We start from the raw sequence: 18,648 nt of genomic DNA on the forward strand, positions 1-18,648 counted from the left end.
ACTTGGGCGAACGCCGCCAGTAAAAGGCAACTAACACTAATAGTTCACCGTTTACTAATTCGCGCAGTGCAGCACAGTTTATTAAGGCGTTATTCTCTACACTCAAGCCCATGAGACTGATACTACTTTGCCTAATATGCGCTTCGCTGCCGGTGCTCTCCCAAGAGAGCATAGTGTTTGGCGTACACTCTAATACCGCCCCTTTAGAATGGCGTAACAATGGCGTTGACCAAGGGTTTAACCTTGAGCTCATGGACAGAATTGGCCAGCTTACAGGCAAGCGCATCATAGTGCGGCGCAAAAGCTTCCAGCAGTTGGTCGCGGATGTGCACAACCCAGATAGTGATATCGATGTGATAGCCGTGGTCAGTCCGGTGAATTTTAGCCGTGAGCTAAATCAATCGGATCCTATCTATTCCACCCACGCCAAGGCTTATACCTTGCAAGGCAAAGCGTTTATCAATAACTGGAGCGATCTTGCTGGCAAGCGAGTCGCCATTAAAAAAGGCGCTTTTATCGATGTGTATCTGTCAGATCACCTGCAACAGTTTGAGCGTATTGATGTCGATCTGTATGAAACCGGTTTTCAACAATTGATGGATGATCAAGTCGATGTGGTGTTAGCCGAAAACTTTGTCGCCCGCCGACTACTGCCCTTTTACCCCTCGGTGAGAAGCTCCAGCGATGCACTGATCTACGGCGCCTTTAACTTTGTCTGTAATGGCAAAAAAACCGCGTTAATGCAGCAGATAAATGACGCTCTGCGTCAGCTTAAACTCTCGGGAGAATATGACACATTAGTCAACAAATGGTTTGGCACCGGGCGGGAAAAGGTCGATTTAACCTCGACCCAAAAACGCATGTTTTCTGTGGCCATTTTAGTGGCGCTTATCTCGGCAATCGGAATGGTTTACACCGGGTTTATCAGCGCGAGCCTACGCCGCCAAAAGAGGGCGCTTAAAGAAGAGTTAGAACAGCGCCGGCGCGCCGAAGCCGAGATATCGGTTATTTCAACTCAGTTTCAGTCGGTGCTCGATGGCATTCCCCATGGCGTCACCATCATAGATCAACACCTTAAGCGCCTGTGGAGTAACGATAACAATATCGAGCTGCTGGTTAATCAGCAATTTCACTACCTCGATGGCCAACCCTTTGACCTTAAACAGGCGATCAATAGCGTGCTGACCCAGCAGCGGTCACAAACGGCTGACATGCAGTACCAGCAAGAGTTTTGGCAATTGCAGATCCACCCGATCGCCAGCGATCAGGTGGTGATATTGCTCGAAGAGTCCACCGAGCAACATCGGTTGCGTCAGGCCAACGAAGAGGCCAGCCGCCTAGCCTCCCTAGGTGAGCTTTCAGCCGGCATTGCCCACGAAATCAATAACCCCACAGGGCTGATTGTGCATGCAATTTCACTGCTGAGCGCGGCAATAAAGGATCTAACACCTGCTGCAAGCCACTACCAAAAACACAACCCGTTTTGGCGCATTGCCGGACTGGCACCAAGCGATGCCATGGCCGAGTTGGGCCATAGCTGTCAAACGGTTGAAGAGGCCGCTACGCGCATCAGCCGTATTGTTAACGATCTTAAATGCTACGCCCTGCCAAACTTAGCCCAAGCACATCTGCCTATCGCCCTTAACGATGTGGTGCAGGTGGCGCTGCGCTTAACCAATAATCAGTGTAAGAGCTATCAAATCACCACCAACTTTTGTCCAGCAGATCCACTCATTAACGGCGATGCCCAGCAGCTGCACCAAGTGTTGATTAACCTTATTCAAAATGCCTGTCACGCCTGCGACCCTTACACTGGCGCTATCAGTATCGCCACCGAGGTTGATGCAGACCAAGTGCTGCTCACCGTGAGCGATAACGGCTGCGGCATGGACCGCGCCACCTTAAAACGCATCACAGAACCTTTCTTTACCACGCGCAGAAATAACGGCGGTTGCGGCCTAGGCTTGTCGGTCAGCAGCAGGATAATCAAACAACATCATGCGCAAATGCAGATCCAATCGAGTGTCGACCAAGGCACAAGCATCCGCTTAACGTTTGCGTTAGTACAACAGGATTAACCCCATGAAATTGGCCAGAAACATACTCTTAGTCGACGATGAAGCCTCATGGCTACGCACCTTAGCCGTCACCCTTAACCGCTTAGTGCCCGAAGCTGAAATCGACACCTGTGTCGATAGTCGTCAGGTGATCAATCGCCTACAGGTGGGCGATTACGCCTTAGTCTTACTGGACTTAACCATGCCTTTCGATTGTGGCGAAACGCTACTGGCGATGATCCGCAGCGAGTTTCCTAACACCCGGGTGATCATCGTCACCGGCGTCAATGAGGTCGATACTGCGGTGCGCTGCATTAAAAATGGCGCTTACGATTACTTTATCAAAACCGATAAGGTGGAAGAGTTGGCTCAATCGGTGCGCCGCGCGCTAGAAGTGGTGGGGCTGGAGCGTAACTACCTGCACATTAAAGAGCGTTTCTTAAGTCGCACCTTAGACAATCCACAGGCGTTTAATAATATTTTGACCTGCGAGCCGCAGATGCTCGATCAATTTCGCTATTTAGAGGCGGTCGCGTTTAGTCCTGAGCCTTTACTTATCTTTGGTCAAAGCGGTACCGGCAAGTGTGAATTTGCCCGCGCCTGCCACAGCCTCTACAGCCCACAAGCGCCATTTTTAACCATTAATCTGGCGGGGATCAGCGGTGAGGTATTCGCTCAAAAGATGTGTGGTCAACTGCACCACAATAGCGATGGCCAAATCGATGCCGTAGCCGGTTTGCTGCATCAAGTGGGCGATGGCGTACTCTACCTTAACGAGGTGGGCGCCCTGCCACTGGCGGCACAAATCACCTTATTGGATCTGCTTGAAACCAAGCAATATTATCCATTGGGCAGCGACAGTGCCTATCCGGTGCGATGCAAGTTTGTCGCCTCGACCCAAGATGATTTACTGAAATTACACCAAGCTGGGCAATTTCGTAGCGATCTGCTGTATCGTTTACGCGCCCATAAAATCAAGCTGCCGCCACTGGCCAACAGGCCGCTGGATATTTCGATGCTGATCAACCACTTTATTGCTCAGGCGGCCAGTGAAATGGCGCTGCCAATGCCGCAACAACCGGCCGACTTGGCCGCTAAACTGGCGAATTACAACTTTCCGGGCAATTTGCATGAACTTAAGGGGATGGTATTTGATGCGGTCAGCCGCAGTGATGGCGTCGCGCTGAATATCTCCCCCTTTATGGAGGCGATTAACGAGCATAAATCGCTGACACAAGCGCCATTAGATACGCTGGTTTTTCCTAAGGTGTTGCCTAGTTTAGCCCAGATGAATCAGGCGTTAATTGATGAAGCCATGAGCCGCACCGCCAATAATCAAACCGCGGCGGCGCAGTTACTGGGCATTAGCCAAAGCGCCCTCAGTCGGCGCTTAAAAGGCCATTAAGTCTCCATCATCATGAGAGGCTTGGCACCACTCATGATGATGTATCGCGACTTAAGCGGACTGACTTAAGCAGGCTTGAGCTGCGCCTCTTGCGCCTTAAGCTCCTCGGCTTGATGTTCTTTCTCTGTGGCATCGACTATGGTTAACACCGCCGCATCACCCACTACATTGCACGAGGTCAACACCATATCGATCACCCTGTCGAGCGCCGCTACTATCACAAAGGCTTCGAGTGGTAATCCCATCTGATGGATCAACACGCCAATCATCACCATGCCACCACCAGGTACACCGCCAGCGCCGACCGATAACAAAAAGATACTGAATAACAATGATGGCAACTGCTCCATCATGATGGGGGCACCAAAGGCATTAGCGACAAAGAAAATCGCAATGGTGACATAAATCGACACACCGGTCATATTCATGGTCGCCCCCAGGGGCACGCCAAAACCAGCGACTGCGGGCTTAACCCCCAGCTTTTCTGTTAAGGTGCGCATGGTCACCGGAATGGTGGCATTAGAGCTTGCGGTAGATAAGGAAAACAAAATTTGCTCTTGTGTCTTAGCCCGAAACGCCTTGGCCGACACCGAGGTAAACAGACTAACGGCAATAGGATAGACGGCAAAAATCCAGATCAAGAGCAGGGTAATGATCACCACCATATATTCCATCACGCTGACAAATAAGCTGGCCTCTAACGTGGCGCCTAACTTCAGCATCAAGGCAAACACCCCATAAGGTGCCAGCTTCATCACGACGCTAATCAGCTTCATCATCAACTTGTTGCCCTCTTGAAACCCTTGGTTTAACAAGGGAACGCCATCGCCCATCGACTTAATCACCCCACCGACTAATAGCGCCATAAAGATCACCTGTAGCATATTGCCCGAGGAAAACGCGCTAACGGGATTACTGGGGACGATATCGACAATCAGTTGCATCAAGTTAGGCAGCTCAGTCGTGGCTATCACAGCCTCAGTGCCTGAGGTCATATCGATGCCGGCACCGGGCTCAACAATCAAGGCCACCGCCAGTGCAGTAGAGATGGCGAGCAGCGTATTAATAATATAAAACCCAAAGGTTTTACCACCGAGGCGGCCAAAACTCTTCAGGTCGTCTAGCTCCAGTACACCACAAACAATGCTGACAAACACCAAAGGCACAACCATCAACATGATCATATTGACAAACATGGTACCGACACCGCTGGCGATGTTGACCACCCATGCGGTTAATTGGCTGGCATCAGCCAAACCGTATTGCAAAATAGTGCCGAGTATGACACCCGAAAAGAGCCCGATAAAGATGCGGGTAGAAAGTGATTTTGTCATCTGTTTGCCTATTAAATTTAGCGTATCTACTGCACGCTTTTATCTGTGTATCTCATCGATGGAGATTAAGATGTGAGGCGGGTACTCCCCTGCTTGTGCAGAGATAGTGGATCATGCTAGCAAGCTTTTCAATGGGCTTGGAAAAAAACCTCAAAAACAACAAGCGCATAACAAGATAAAATATAAATACTTAGCCCAATATTAACAAAGAGATATAGAGACTCAGCACCGACACGCGCAACCCAAACTTTTACATTGACCCATAAAAATAAACCTAACTACTTGATTTACAACTGGCAACACCAGTTTTTACCACTAAAAAATAAAACCTAAAAGGCATATATATCTACAAAAGCAACACCAGGCAAACTAAACCACTACTAGCACAGCGTCACTAGTGAAATACACTAGCCAACGTCGCTGAAAAAAGCGCCGCCCCGTGCTGATAATAAGCAATAAAAAAACCATTAAATCAAAGTGTAAACACTTGATTTAATGGTTTTAAGGACGATTACTTTACTTAAAGGTTATAACTTTTTTGGTCAATAGCGGCTTAGACCCAAGGCGTTATCCTCAGCAGGCTAGGCCAACCAAAGCTCCACATCACGAATAATAAAGTTACCACTGTAAGTGGGGTGCGGCTCACCAATGGGCTCTAATTCAAAATAGCGTCTGTGCTCTTCTGGCAATCCTTCGTAACCGCAGATCACCTGATACAGCCAGCTCTCAGGATCCCACTCCAGCGTTTGCTGTTGATGGTATTGCAATGCCGATTGCCTTAAGCCTGAGTCGATCACCGCACAAAAATAATCATCGACCGCCAACTTGAGGGGGTTAGCGGCAATTTCAAAATCTTCAGCATCAACCAAGGCAAACGCCACATCATGCTCGCGCACTAAGGTGTCACGCTCGACACGGCTAATGGCTTTCACTTGCGCCACCAGCTGTAACAGCTCAGCCTCATAGCCGGTATTACTCACATCAACCGCTGCGGGGGCTAAGAGTGCTTCGGCGCGATTAAACAGAACTGGCAACTGCTTGTGGCTGACATGATCTGCCACCTGATAATCGGGATGTTGATCTGTGTATAACAACCAGCCCTTAAGTAAGCGTGTACGCCCTTGGATCTGCCTAAAACGTCCAAGCAACTCCAATAACCGCCCCTGCACCACACTGAGTTCTTGGGTGCAATCACTCAAGGTTTCTTGCAAGGTGGTGACCAGCAATTTACGCAGCTCACGAATATCACCGGCCAGCTCGCCAAGCTCGCTAAATTGGAACATCTCTAAGCCATTGAGCAGCTCACTGACTTGGCTTTGGGCCAATTCGTTTTCACGAATTTTGGCATTGATGGTGCCGACATAACCAAACTCATTATTAATCCGGCTCCACAATACCCGTATCGAATAACGCAACCCTTCGGCAAAGCTGTAAACGTGCTCACTCAGATCGGCTAAATAGGCTTCACTGGCGCTATAATCTACCGCATGGCGCGCCTCTTTATAGTGGCTCGCCAAGGTTTTGATGGTGGCAAGACCCGAGCCGACATTGGCATCGATTTGCCGATTACGCTCATCACTTAAAGTCTCTTCTAATAGCGCGCGCACTGACCGTTTGAGGCGTAAATCTTGCCCGGGTTCTGGTCGCCACAGGATCTCGGCTTTACGTAGCTTATCGATTGCTGCCGCGTTATCGCCCCCTTCGGCCACTGAGCCCGATAGGTACACGTCCATGATAAGTTCGCTATGCCGCCCCAGTAGCTTAAGTAGCGTTACCCCGGATTGGTGTAAGTTACTACTCATATCAGATTAAGTCCCTTTGGGTGGCAGTTTCGGCCTGAGCTTCAAGGCTTAAGCCTTCAGTCTCGTCGATAAAACGAATAACTTCATAGAGATAATCTAGTTTACCCGTGGCGATGTAGATCTGCTTTTCCACGTTAGGACGCAGCAGATACCCCAGCTCCACCAAGCGTTTAAATACCAACTTAATTTGTGCATCCACCTGAGTACTGCTAGAGCCAAATAAACGGTAGTGGCTGATCTTAGCCAGCTGCTCACGAAACGCGGGGGTATCTTCGATGCGCATCTGCAGTTCGCTTAAACGCACCGCCGCCCCTTCGCAAAGCGGCGCATCTTGACCACTGGCTTCTTGCACCAGCACCAGCCATTCGACCAAAGGGATCAATGCATTACAGATATCGCGAAACTGAGACGATATCACCTTGCGCTCAGTGTCACCGAGCTGCAAGTAACCACAGAAAAACACCTCGCCTTCACCGGCCGATGCCACTGTACGGTTAATGCGGTTAAGGTACTGCTCGACACTGTCGCGGGTTGTCGATGACTTTAACGCACGCCACGCTTCTTCGTTACTGGTGCGGCAGATAAATTCACCGCGCAGCAAACTTTCAATCAATGCGCCTTGGCCGACTAATACGGTTTGTGTGCTATTACTCATTTATCCCGTCTCCTTGGCAAAACGCTGGCTTAACTTGTCGGCAATAGGATTTAATTGCGGCTTCACGACCTGTAATTTCTTGGTCTGTTTATTGATGATATAGCGGTTAACAAATAGATTTAGCACCTCTGACTCAGGGTTAGGAAATGCCCCTAACACGCTGATATTGTTGTTTTCACAGGCATCAAAAATCTTTTTCACGTTACCGTGGTGTAAGGTGCCTAACTCATCGATAGGCCAATGGATGGTCACATCGGCACGGCCACGCAGTAAGCGGGTAAAAGCCAGCAAGAACTTACATAAAATCAGGTAGGCCATACCATGGCTCGACGACTCATTAAGCTGTCGGTCGGTGCGGATGATGAGGTCGCTGTTACCCTCTTTTAGGCGCAGCTCAATCTCTAATAACTTGGCGATGCCACCCGTTAATGCCGCGCGGCCAATAATGTCTAAGGCGCGGCGCATGCTGTTGGTGTAGTGCTCGTCGGGCAATTCGGCAAAGCCGTCGGCTTTCCATTGACGGAACGCCTTAACAAACACCTCAAGCTCTGGCCAAAACTCCAGCTCGCTGATGCGCGAGCGGATACGCACCGCCGACTCGCTCACCCCATCGAGGAACAGCTCTTCACCCACTTCGCGGGTAATACGCGCACTTTGCGAGGCAATACGGCGGTCGATATCGGCTAACACATCGTAAAAGGCGGTCAAATCGATACCAAAATTACGCCCTTGCTCACGCAGGCCCATCACGGCTTGGGGCACCATCACATTGAGCAGCTGCTCAAGTTGTGGCACGAGCTTACGATAATCGAGTAGGCGAATGCCTTTATCGTTAATAAAGCTCGACTCTTCGCGCGCACGATCCCAGATCTCCGACAGGCTCGACCCGGACTTACTGGCGATCACCGAATCAAAATGTTCAATATATTGCTTCACCGATCCCAGCAATTGATCGCGGCGCAGTAACTGATCTTCACCTTGACGCAGGCGCTCAGCCAAGCTGCCTTGCAGTTCATCATTGCTTGCGGGCAATTTTAGCTCGGCCAGTTTACGCATCACGCTGCGCAATTTAGTGAGGTTTTCAGACGCTTCCACTTGAATCGCATCCGATTGCTTACGCTGGCTGTCGAGCTCCTGACGTCGCTGCTTGATCTCGTTGGCTTTGCGAGTCAACTGCTGCTCTAGCTCAGCGACCGCCATCTTGACCTTACTCAGCTCAGTTTGCAGCTTAGGCTTACGTGACAACCAGGTGTGCTGGTACCAGTCATCGAAGCGCAGCACTTCACTGCGACGCTGTTCGGCTTTGCTGATGTCACTTTCAAGCTGACGTATCTCCTGCTTGAGCTTAACAATTTTGCCTTCATCGACGCCGCGAGATTTAAGCTCATCTTTGTACCACTGCTCACAGGCTTTTTGCTCTGCTTTGGCGTCTTGACGGCGCTGGGCGATATTGTTTTTCACCTGGGCTAACTGGTTGTCTAAAACGCCGACCACCTCTTGCCAGTAGGCGTTTTTCTCCATGCGGGCTTCGAGCTCTAGCTCTTTTTGCGCCGCTATCCACTCTTGATGCCGGGCATTGAGCTGCTTAATCTCGCTGTCGATACGGCTAAGGCGTTTTTGTGCCTCGGCTTTACGGCCGCTCAACGCTTGATTGATTTTCTCTTGCTCGCTGCGTTTATCATCAAACAGGCGACGCAGATCGTCACGGCTATTCTTATAGGCAGTCTTGGCAAAGGTCAGCTCCCGGTTGAGCTCATCGAGTTCGGCGTTACACGCCACCAGATGCGCTTCGGCCTCGGTTTGCAGCGCCTTGGCCGCCGCCAAGGTCTCTTCGGCCTCACTGTAGCGGCTACGCAGCTCCTGCTCTGACGCGGCATAGTCAGGAATATCAATGGCTTTAAGATCTAGAGCGATACCACAAAAGCTCTCTTGCGGCTCGGTTATGGTTGGGTGTAAGTCGCTGCGATGCAGTAACTCAGGGTTAATCAGCTTACCAATATTGGCTTCCCACCCGTTGACCTCTTTGCGCAGGTATTCAAGCAGGGTGTGAGATTGGGGAAACAACACATGGTGCAACTCGTCGAGGGCAGTTTGACGCTCAATGACCCTCAGTCCCGCTTGGCGCAGGGCTTCGTTGGCTTGATCGCGTTTGGCTCTGAGCTTGCGCTCATGGCTGCTTAGGCGTTCGACCTTGGCATTGCACACCTCTTGTTCTTCGTCAGCTTGGGCGATCCGCTCATCGAACACGGCCAAGCTGAGCTTTTCCGCTTCGCTGTAGGTGACATTGTTAACCTGCATGGTCAACTCGGCGGCCGAGAGCTTTAACTGATAGGCTTGTTCGCTGTGTTTCGCGCGCCCCGCTTCCAGCTGCTCGCGCCATTGTTGCTCTAGTGCCGCTAACTCGTTACGGCCCTGCTCTTGCTGCTTGTCGCGGGCTTTGCGATGCTTATCTTGCTCTTTATCGAGCTGCTCTAATTCGCGGTTAAGGTTGTCACCAATTTTACTGCGACGGGCATTGTAAGCCGCCTCGACATCTTGGTGTTTTTCGGTTTGCAGCTTATGGCGCTCGGTTAAGTTATCTAAACTGGCGCGCCAGCTTGGCAGCTGGTCGAGATCCAATTTAGCCTGCTCTATATCGGCATCGAGAAAGGCACCGTGCTGATCTTCGATTGCGTCTAGCTCGGCTTCAAACTTAGTCACATCGCCCTTGGCGGCGGACAAGTCTTGATTGAGCTCGTCGCGCTGCTCGCGCCACTCCTCGTCGAGTTGGCGCAGCTGCTCCCCTAACGCCTTGGAGCGTTGCTGATTAAGCTCTTGGCGCTCAACCTCGGCGGTTTCATCTTTACTGTAACCACGCTTAAGGCCGCTCAGGCGCTGCTCGGCGCTGAGTAACTGATTAAACTCCTGTTCGAGCTTGTCGTACTCGGGGCGGATCTGCTCAAATCCTTGGATCAACTGGCTTTCACGGATCCAGGCTTCCACGCGCTGTGGATTGAGGCGCGAGCTGGGCGGATTGACCCCATCTTCCTCTAAGATGGCGGCGATCATCGATTTGATGGTCTCCATCTTGCCTTCTTTCGAGTGCACCGCTTTGGCCAGTTTTTCGATATGGCGCAGCGAGTGTTCCTGCTGACATAAGGAAAACTGCCGCGCATAGGCGCGCAGCTCACTGCGGTTACTGCCCGTGCTCAATAAGGTGCGATCGTTTTGTATGATGGCGCGATATTCTCGGGTGTTGAGTAAATTACTCACCGACACGCCGCTGCGTTTCATCTCGCGGCCCAGCTCTGCCATGTTGTGGCACAAAATCGAGTCGCCTTGCTGGGACTTCACATAGTCTGCCAGTTCAAATGCTTTGGCGATAAAACGGTAATTAACCCCTTTGCCATCACCCGCCGATGCCAGCACTGCTTGGCTGTAAAGGCCATCGTCACGCACATATTCATAGATGATGTAACTGGAATCGTGCGGCAGATACCAACGCTCGAAACTATCACGGGTTGAGGGCACGACTCGGCTCGGATATTCGCCATAAAATACTGGCACCAAACGCTGCAAGGTGGTTTTACCCGAGGCGTTGGTCCCACAAATATTGGTGTGTCCGTCGAGGGCGAGTTCAACAACGCCAGGTAGGTGCGTGTTTATCAGCACTATTCGATTCAAACTAGGCATCTTTTTCCTTAATGCAAACGGCGCTAGGGCGGTCATAGCGCGCATAAAAACCTCCCCACGCCAAGGCGTAACGGCAGGCAGCAACAATCTAATGGTCACTAAAGTAAATCAAAGCGACAGGCTTGGCAATCGAGCGGCGCTCGAGGCGCTTTTGGACGTTTAAAAAGCACGCTTACATCGCAAAACCAGCTTAATAATGCGTCAATAAGATGCAGTGAGACGACTTAACCGCGCCCACAAAAAAGCTCGCACTTGGCGAGCCCTTAATATAAAGCTAAAGCGGGTTACTTAACCGTTAAGCACCTTGGTAATCGATGCGCCGCGCTTCATAACGCGCCACCATGGCGTCCATATCTTGCTCTTCAATGGCGCGCAGGCCACTCAGCACTAAAGTTTTAACGCCGGTGCCCACTAACTTATCACCGCAGCGCAGCTCAAATTTAAGAGTAACATCGCCGCGCTTACCGTCTATCACTAAGGTTTGCTCCACCAGCGACAGTTCAATATGGTTAAAGTCCAATGTGACTAAGTCAAAGGCCATGCTTTCGTAGATCACTAATGGACGAGCGGGATTGATCATCACCCCTTGCTCGCGCATTAACGGCACTAATACATGGGTAAAGTTCAGCCCTGAGAAGGCCACATAGCTGCGAATAAAAGATTCGGTTTGCACATCACACAAGGTGCTGTCGCCGCTACGCTCGACGCTTAGATATTGTTTATCTTTATGGTCACGAATAGCAAAACGCTCGCCCACCTGAGGTGGAAACACCAAGGACACCCCATCGCCCACCATGCCTTCGAACTGAAAACGCATCTTTTGGCTCAAGCCATATTGACCAAGTACTAAGGCAAACAAGAGATCGCCAGGCACGCAAAAGCGTTTGGCTGCCACATCATGGATGGGGTTAAAGTCTTGTGCGACCTCTTTGGCAAAATCACTGGCTTGCTGGGCCGATACTGAAACACTTTGCTGTTCTTTTTTAAAATAAGGGCTTAGAAACATATGGGCTCGTTCAATCAGGGTTATCCAAAATGGGGGGCGCTAGTATATACCTGTTTACAAAAAACACTCACCCGATGACTTGAGCGGTGATAAACACGAGTCAACACCGAAGCTCTCAAACAAACTAACCGACTGTTATTAAATAAAAATAAATACCCCCTATTTAAAAAAATGCTTTGCGTCAGCCTTTTCGAGTGCGTAATTTATTGACTCGGATCAAAATCTTAATGATAACCATTTGCATTATCATGTTTGATATGTAAAATTGCCCGCATTAAAACAACCCCAATACAACAACTGGGAAAATGATGATGAAGAAAACACTAATCGCAGCAACCTTATTTGGTATTTTTGCAAGCCAAGGTGCTAATGCATCGCAGGACACTCAAGAGCTACGCAAGATTATCGAGCAGCAACAAAAAGTGCTACAAGAATTAGAAAGCCGCTTAGAGCAGACAGAAAAGCGTGTAGAGCAAACTGCTGATGTCGTTGAAGAATCAAGCTCAGCTAAAAGCGCGACCACCATTGGGGGTTACGGTGAGCTGCATTACAACAACATCACTGACAATCAGTCGGGCAAAGATAAAAAAGAGTTCGACTTTCACCGCTTCGTACTGTTTGTCGGCCATGAATTTAATGCAAGCACTCGCTTTTTCTCTGAGCTAGAAGTGGAGCACTCTATCTCAGGTGACGGCCAAAAGGGTGAAGTTGAGCTAGAGCAAGCCTATATCGAACACGATTTCAGTGACGCGCTTACGGGTAAAGCGGGTTTATTCTTGATGCCTGTTGGTATCATCAACGAAACCCATGAGCCACCAGCCTTCTACGGTGTTGAGCGCAATCCGGTAGAAAAAGACATTTTACCCGCCACGTGGTGGGAAGCGGGTCTAAATCTCAACATTAAAGCCGCACCGGGCCTCGCATTTGATGCAGCCGTGACTTCGGGCCTTAATGTGGGTGACGACTATAAGATCCGTGGTGGACGCCAAAAGGTGTCGAAAGCCAAAGCAGAAGATCTGGCTTATACGGGTCGCGTGAAATACACCGCTATTCCTGGTCTTGAACTGGCGGCGACGGTGCAATATCAATCCGATCTAACCCAAGGTAAAGCGGATGTCGATACAGCATCAGCCACTTTGCTTACCGCTCATGCGATCTACAGCATCGACAAATTCACCGTTAAAGCACTGTACGCTCAGTGGGATATTGACGGACAAGAAGCCAAACTACTAGGACGTGACGAGCAGAAGGGTTACTACATCGAGCCTTCATACCGTATCAACGAAAACTTTGGTGTGTTTGCTCGCTACAATGCATGGGACAACAATGCGGGTAACGGTGATGATACTGAAATCACCCAAACCAATATCGGTGTGAACTATTGGTTACACGAGAACGTGGTATTCAAGGCTGACTATGAAAAAGTGGGCGGCGCTAAAGACGCTGACGGCTTTAACTTAGGCGTTGGCTACCAGTTCTAAGCTACACCTACGTCATAAAACGGTGCGCATGCTGGGTTTGCGCACCGCTTTCCATTAAGGTCGTCACTTGCTGAGCTCAGCGAGTAAGACATTTGTCATAAGCGATGTTACATCAGGGCACCACATGATCACTTTTCGCATTATCGTCACACTACTATTTACCGCGCTATTACTGACGGCAAGCCATGGCGTACTAGCGAATAGTGTCTACCAAAGTAATGATGAATTTATCAGCCAAGCCCTTAATACACCGACGCCAAAAGCAAAAGTCTATTGGTTACAAGATGACGATAAACAGGTTATCGAGCAGATCTTAGCCCACAGATACAATAAAATGCGGGTACGCTACTGGCAGCAAGCCGATGAAACAGTCTGGATTTTAGATGAAATAGGCAAAGAGTCTCCCATTACTGTGGGTATCCATATTAAGCAGCAGGCTATCGCCAAAACAAAGGTGTTGGTATACCGTGAAAGTCGCGGTGACGAAGTAAGGCACGACTTTTTTACGAATCAATTTACCCAAGCCACGCTCAATGCAGATCATCAACTTGACCGTCATATCGATGGTATTACTGGCGCAACCCTATCGGTCAGGGCATTAACTAAATTATCCCGTATCGCCCTGTATCTCGATAGCAAGATCAACAGCTAATTTGACATGCATCTGGCAAATCGTAGGCCCCGAGCTCATTTACAGCGATATTTTTGTAGCGCCATTGTGTATTATGCTGCCTCAATGACATCACCTATAGCCATTTACCGCTAAGTTAGATAAAGATACTCCTTAATGACTCATAAGCCCCCTAAGCGCCGCCACACCTCAAGACTTCACCGGTTAGTCAAATTTTGTCGTCCTTGGCATCGACGCTTAGGCTGTGTTAGCGCGCTACTGGTTATCTTAGTGTCATTAACTGGCATATTAATCAACCATAGCCATCAACTCTCACTCGACAAGCACGGGGTTGAACAACAGTGGCTACTCGATCATTACGGCATAAAAGCGCCATCAAACAGCGAGGTTTTTTCACTCTCGCCATCACTTGCCAGTACCGATAACCTCTTATGGCTCGCAGGTGAACAAGTGTTAGAAGCTAACGGCCCCATTATCAGCGCCCTTGCATACCAAGGCATGCTCGTCGCCATCGATAGCGATACTCTCTACCTAGTATCAATGCAGGGTGAGCTGTTAGAAAAACAAGGCAGCGCAACGGGCTTGCCTGCCAATCTATCTGCCTTGGCTATCTCCCCAGGTACAGAACATAGCCAACTATGGCTTAACAGCAGTCACGGTCAATTTGTGGCTGATGCCGAGCTTATCTCATGGCAATCGGCGACGCCAACGCAGCCCCTGGCTTGGTCAAACACCCTTAATACAGCACAGAGCCACAAGCTCATTGAGACCCTCACACTGCGCGCCCGCGCCAGCCACCTCTCTTGGGAGAGGGTACTGCTCGATATCCACAGTGGTCGCATTATTGGTATATCTGGGCCATGGTTAATGGATTTGGTGGCACTTAGCTTAATTTTTATGACCCTCTCGGGCCTTTACCTCTGGCAACAAGCCAAACCCAAAAAACGTCAGTCACATCGCTCGCACTAATGCACCAATAATCTTTCATTTTTCGCTCATGATTTGGTAGCTAAAATCCCTAAGCTGAGTTAGCTTTAGCGGCAGACAAATTCTGCACGGCAATAGGATCCTCTTGGCCTGCACTCTAGGTCTAGGCGATGCCGATTATCGGCATCTATCACCCTCTTTATGAGATTGAACATTCTATGTCTAATGTGGCGCCTACCCTGTCGGCTATCGACACTCAGTTGCATCAGCTTGTTAAAGATATTGATATTTTAGAAGCCGTTAAGCCGCTTAACTACCTGCAACAAAAACAGGCCTTCTTTGATAACCACTTCTCCATTGAGCCTCGCTTTATCTACGCCGACACCTCAATCGATCCGTTTAAACTCAAACGCGATCTGTTTAACCTGCCATTAGAGTCACTCGATGATCCCGATATCTACACCTTATATCTGGACATTGTTGACTCGTATGTGGATAAAATCGATCAGTTTAAATCTATCGGCAGCAGTGAGTTTTTGTATGACTCGCTGCGTTACTATGGCGAGCCCAGCGAACAAGACTTGCGCAATGCCCAGTTCATTTTGCATCTGCCCGATCTTCAACAAGATGGCGATGAGCCGCAGCTCGACGCGCAGGCAATCGGCGAGTTGTTGCAACAGATGGCGCAGCAAGAAGACTACCAATGGCAGCTGCAGTTTGACGAGACCATGGTAGCCAACGCCTTAGTGTCTGGCACCACAGTGCGCATTAACAGCCATGCCCGCTTGAGTAAAACCGATGCCCGAGCCTTAGCGCATCATGAGTTAGGGGTGCATTTAGTCACCTCCCTCAATGGTAAACATCAGCCACTGAAAATTTTGTCGCTGGGCTGTCCACTCAATACCATGACTCAGGAAGGCTTGGCGATTTTAAGCGAATACCTGTCAGGCAATCTTAGCGTTAAGCGCTTAAAAACCTTGGCGCTCAGAGTGATTGCGGTGCGGTCGATGATCGAAGATAAAAACTTTCGCACCACCTTCTTAATGCTTAAAGAAGATTACGGTGTCGAGCCCAACTTGGCTTACACCATTACCGCGCGAGTGTATCGAGGCGGTGGCTATACCAAAGATCACCTCTATCTCAAAGGCTTTAGCATGATCTTAAACGCCTATGAAAATGAGCCGCAGTTTAATCATCTATTGATGGGCAAAACCTCATTGGCTTATCTGCCCATGTTGTCGCGTTTAATTGCAAAAGGCATTTTATCGGCGCCAAAGTACATTACCCCCGCCTATAAAAATCCGGTGGCAAACAGCGCCGTGAACACCTTTATCACCCACGCCATTCGCTAATATTTACCGCGTGCCATGCAGCTCATGCCCATACAAGAGTAAGGCCCATAAAAAAGGAGGATGCGAGTCCTCCTTTTTTATCATCGATACACGCTGTAACCCTTATCTGCCAGTCAATTTTTGCCACCAAGACAAGGGCTGACCACAGTTACGTATGGGGCGATAACTCTCACGCAGCGCAGGTAAGCCAACCACATTGGCGCAATCGGCCTCTTGTGCCACCCCGGTATTACGATCGAAATAGCCTTGTACCACTCCCTCAACGGGGGTGCGCCTTAAACTGATGGGCGCACGCTGGCGTAAGAACTCCTGATACACCGCCATAGCGCCGCTGCTGCCATAGAGTCCGGTTTTACCATTATCGTCACGCCCGACCCAAACAGAGGCAACATTTCGCTCATCGAAACCGGCAAACCAAGAGTCGCGTGAATCATTGCTGGTACCGGTTTTACCCGCCAGCGTCACCCCAGGAAATGCGCGCCCTAAGCGGCTGGCCGTCCCCGACTGCACCACTTGTGTCATGGCGTGCTGCACTAAGAAATCGCTGGCCACCGGGATAGCTTGATGGGTCTTAATTGGGCTGCCCGCTAAGGCCTGATTGTCCATATCGAGCACATGGGTCACCGCACTAAGCTGACGGTAACGCCCATTATCAGCCAAGGTTTGATACACCTGTGCCACCATCAAGGGCGAGCCATTGACCGCTCCCAATAACATTGAGGGATACTCGGATATTTTATCTGGCCAACCCGCCTTATCTAAGGTGGTGGCCACCGCATCGGTACCGATAGCCATACCCAAGTTAACCGTGGGCACATTCATCGACTTTTTAAAGGCCGTTAACAAAGGCACCTGACCCGAAAACTGTTTATCGACGTTTTGCGGTGACCAGGTTTGGCCATGTTGGTTTGTTAGGGTGATCGGCTCATCTTTTAACGGCGTCGCCAAAGTGTACTTATCAGCTTGAGTCAAGGCGCTGGCGTACACAAAAGGTTTGATCAATGAGCCTATGGGGCGACGTATCTCTACCGCACGGTTAAAGCCATAATAACTTGGCACTTTATCACCTACCATGGCAGCAATACCTGCCGAATACTTATCGGTGACCACCATGCCCACTTGCAAGGCTTTGTCGCGTTTAGCCAGCTGCTTCATAGTCGACTCCACCGCCGTTTCGGCGGCTTCTTGCGCCATAGGATCTAACGTGGTGTACACCTTAATGCCCGATTGCTGCAACAGAGCATCGCCATAACGCTCGCTCAGCTCATGGCGCACCACGGCAAAAAATGCCGGTAACTTTTGCTGCACCGATTTATCAAACTGGCGTAATCCCAGCGGCGAGTCTACCGCAACCTTATATTGCGCTACAGACAACTGCTGCGCCTCCATCAACAGCCGCAGCACCAGATCGCGCCTAGCTTGCGCCCGCTCAGGGTAGCGCCACGGATTGTAATAAGATGGCCCTTTGATCACCGCCACTAAAAAGGCTTGCTGCGGCAGAGTCAGCTCGGCAATGGGCCGACCAAAATAGAACTGCGACGCCAGCCCCATGCCATGCACGGCTCGGGCTTTATCTTGCCCCATATACACTTCGTTGAGGTAGGCTTCTAAGATCTCATCCTTGTCATAACGAAAGTCGATAATGATCGCCATTAACGCCTCGCGCAGCTTACGCACAATTGAGCGCTCACTTGACAGAAAGAAGTTTTTCGCCAGCTGCTGGGTTAAGGTCGAGCCGCCTTGTACCGTGCGTCCCGCGCTAAGGTTAACTAATGCGGCACGTACAATCGCAAAGGGATTCACGCCGTGGTGCTCATAAAAACTGCGATCTTCCACCAAAATTAACGCATCGACAATCGCCTTAGGCATCTGCTCTGCATCAACAAAGAGGCGATCTTCACCGTCTCCGGCGATCATTCTGTCCAGTAACACAGGTTCAAGGTGGAACACCGCCAGTTGACGATTATCGCTTTGACGCGCGACCGATTCGACCCCTTGGCTATCAAACGTTATCATCACTCGCTGCTCGGCCTGCGAGCCTTGTGGATGCAGGAAAGGCCGGCGCCACAGATCGACCCGCGTGCTAGAGGCGGAAAACTCCCCCACCTGACGCGGATTAGCCACCTTGCGGTAACCGAGTAACTTGAGCTCGGCGATCAATTGGCTATGGCTCACCGCCGCCCCAGGGTAGATCGCCATAGAGCGACTAAACACCTGCGCTGGCAGATGCCATTTTTGCCCTTCAAATTTACGCGCAATAATTTGATCTAAATAGATACTGTAAATAATCAACGCCGCCAGCAGTGCCAAGGATAGCTTCCACACG

At 50.1% G+C, this 18,648-nt stretch carries 12 protein-coding genes; 6 read left to right on the forward strand and 6 right to left on the reverse strand.

The features are described from left to right. Window positions 1-110: 110 nt before the first annotated feature. On the forward strand, window positions 111-2,078 hold the full coding sequence (locus AC5YBX_RS14655) for an ATP-binding protein (RefSeq protein WP_494523932.1): 1,968 nt from the start codon (window positions 111-113) through the stop codon (window positions 2,076-2,078). A gap of 4 nt (window positions 2,079-2,082) precedes the next feature. Continuing rightward, window positions 2,083-3,462, forward strand: a complete 1,380-nt coding sequence (locus AC5YBX_RS14660) for a sigma-54-dependent transcriptional regulator (RefSeq protein WP_494520896.1) — start codon at window positions 2,083-2,085, stop codon at window positions 3,460-3,462. A gap of 65 nt (window positions 3,463-3,527) precedes the next feature. On the opposite strand, the gene AC5YBX_RS14665 is transcribed toward AC5YBX_RS14660, so the two are convergent. From AC5YBX_RS14665 to AC5YBX_RS14685, 5 genes are all read right to left on the reverse strand, one after another. Next, window positions 3,528-4,796 (reverse strand): dicarboxylate/amino acid:cation symporter, encoded by a 1,269-nt coding sequence (locus AC5YBX_RS14665; RefSeq protein WP_494520895.1) that lies wholly within the window; start codon window positions 4,794-4,796, stop codon window positions 3,528-3,530. Between the two features lie 581 nt (window positions 4,797-5,377). Further along, window positions 5,378-6,598, reverse strand: a complete 1,221-nt coding sequence (locus AC5YBX_RS14670; protein WP_475514872.1) for a phosphoenolpyruvate carboxylase — start codon at window positions 6,596-6,598, stop codon at window positions 5,378-5,380. A gap of 1 nt (window position 6,599) precedes the next feature. Then, complete coding sequence (locus AC5YBX_RS14675) at window positions 6,600-7,253, reverse strand: hypothetical protein (protein ID WP_475514873.1); 654 nt, start codon at window positions 7,251-7,253, stop codon at window positions 6,600-6,602. Beyond that, the gene (locus AC5YBX_RS14680; protein ID WP_494524832.1) at window positions 7,254-10,925 is read right to left on the reverse strand and encodes an ATP-binding protein; all 3,672 of its coding nucleotides are present in this window, start codon (window positions 10,923-10,925) and stop codon (window positions 7,254-7,256) included. A gap of 295 nt (window positions 10,926-11,220) precedes the next feature. Then, on the reverse strand, window positions 11,221-11,931 hold the full coding sequence (locus tag AC5YBX_RS14685; RefSeq protein WP_475514874.1) for a DUF3581 domain-containing protein: 711 nt from the start codon (window positions 11,929-11,931) through the stop codon (window positions 11,221-11,223). A 305-nt stretch (window positions 11,932-12,236) separates the two neighbouring features. Between AC5YBX_RS14685 and AC5YBX_RS14690 the strand changes: the two genes are divergently transcribed. The 4 genes from AC5YBX_RS14690 (at window position 12,237) to AC5YBX_RS14705 (ending at window position 16,322) form a co-directional block, all read left to right on the forward strand. After that, entirely contained in the window at window positions 12,237-13,412 is a 1,176-nt protein-coding gene (locus AC5YBX_RS14690; RefSeq protein ID WP_494523933.1) for a porin, read from the forward strand. Window positions 13,413-13,536: 124 nt separating this feature from the next. Then, window positions 13,537-14,064 (forward strand): FMN-binding protein, encoded by a 528-nt coding sequence (locus tag AC5YBX_RS14695; protein WP_494520893.1) that lies wholly within the window; start codon window positions 13,537-13,539, stop codon window positions 14,062-14,064. 135 nt (window positions 14,065-14,199) lie between these two features. Next, window positions 14,200-15,012: a PepSY-associated TM helix domain-containing protein gene (locus AC5YBX_RS14700; protein WP_494520892.1), complete on the forward strand. Its 813-nt coding sequence runs from the start codon at window positions 14,200-14,202 to the stop codon at window positions 15,010-15,012. Between the two features lie 128 nt (window positions 15,013-15,140). Beyond that, window positions 15,141-16,322: a flavohemoglobin expression-modulating QEGLA motif protein gene (locus tag AC5YBX_RS14705; protein WP_494523934.1), complete on the forward strand. Its 1,182-nt coding sequence runs from the start codon at window positions 15,141-15,143 to the stop codon at window positions 16,320-16,322. Between the two features lie 102 nt (window positions 16,323-16,424). Here AC5YBX_RS14705 and mrcB read toward each other — a convergent pair whose 3' ends face one another. Further along, entirely contained in the window at window positions 16,425-18,647 is a 2,223-nt protein-coding gene (mrcB, locus tag AC5YBX_RS14710; protein WP_494523935.1) for a penicillin-binding protein 1B, read from the reverse strand. Window position 18,648: the final 1 nt, after the last annotated feature.

The sequence above is a fragment of the Shewanella sp. 492 genome (assembly GCF_059338445.1).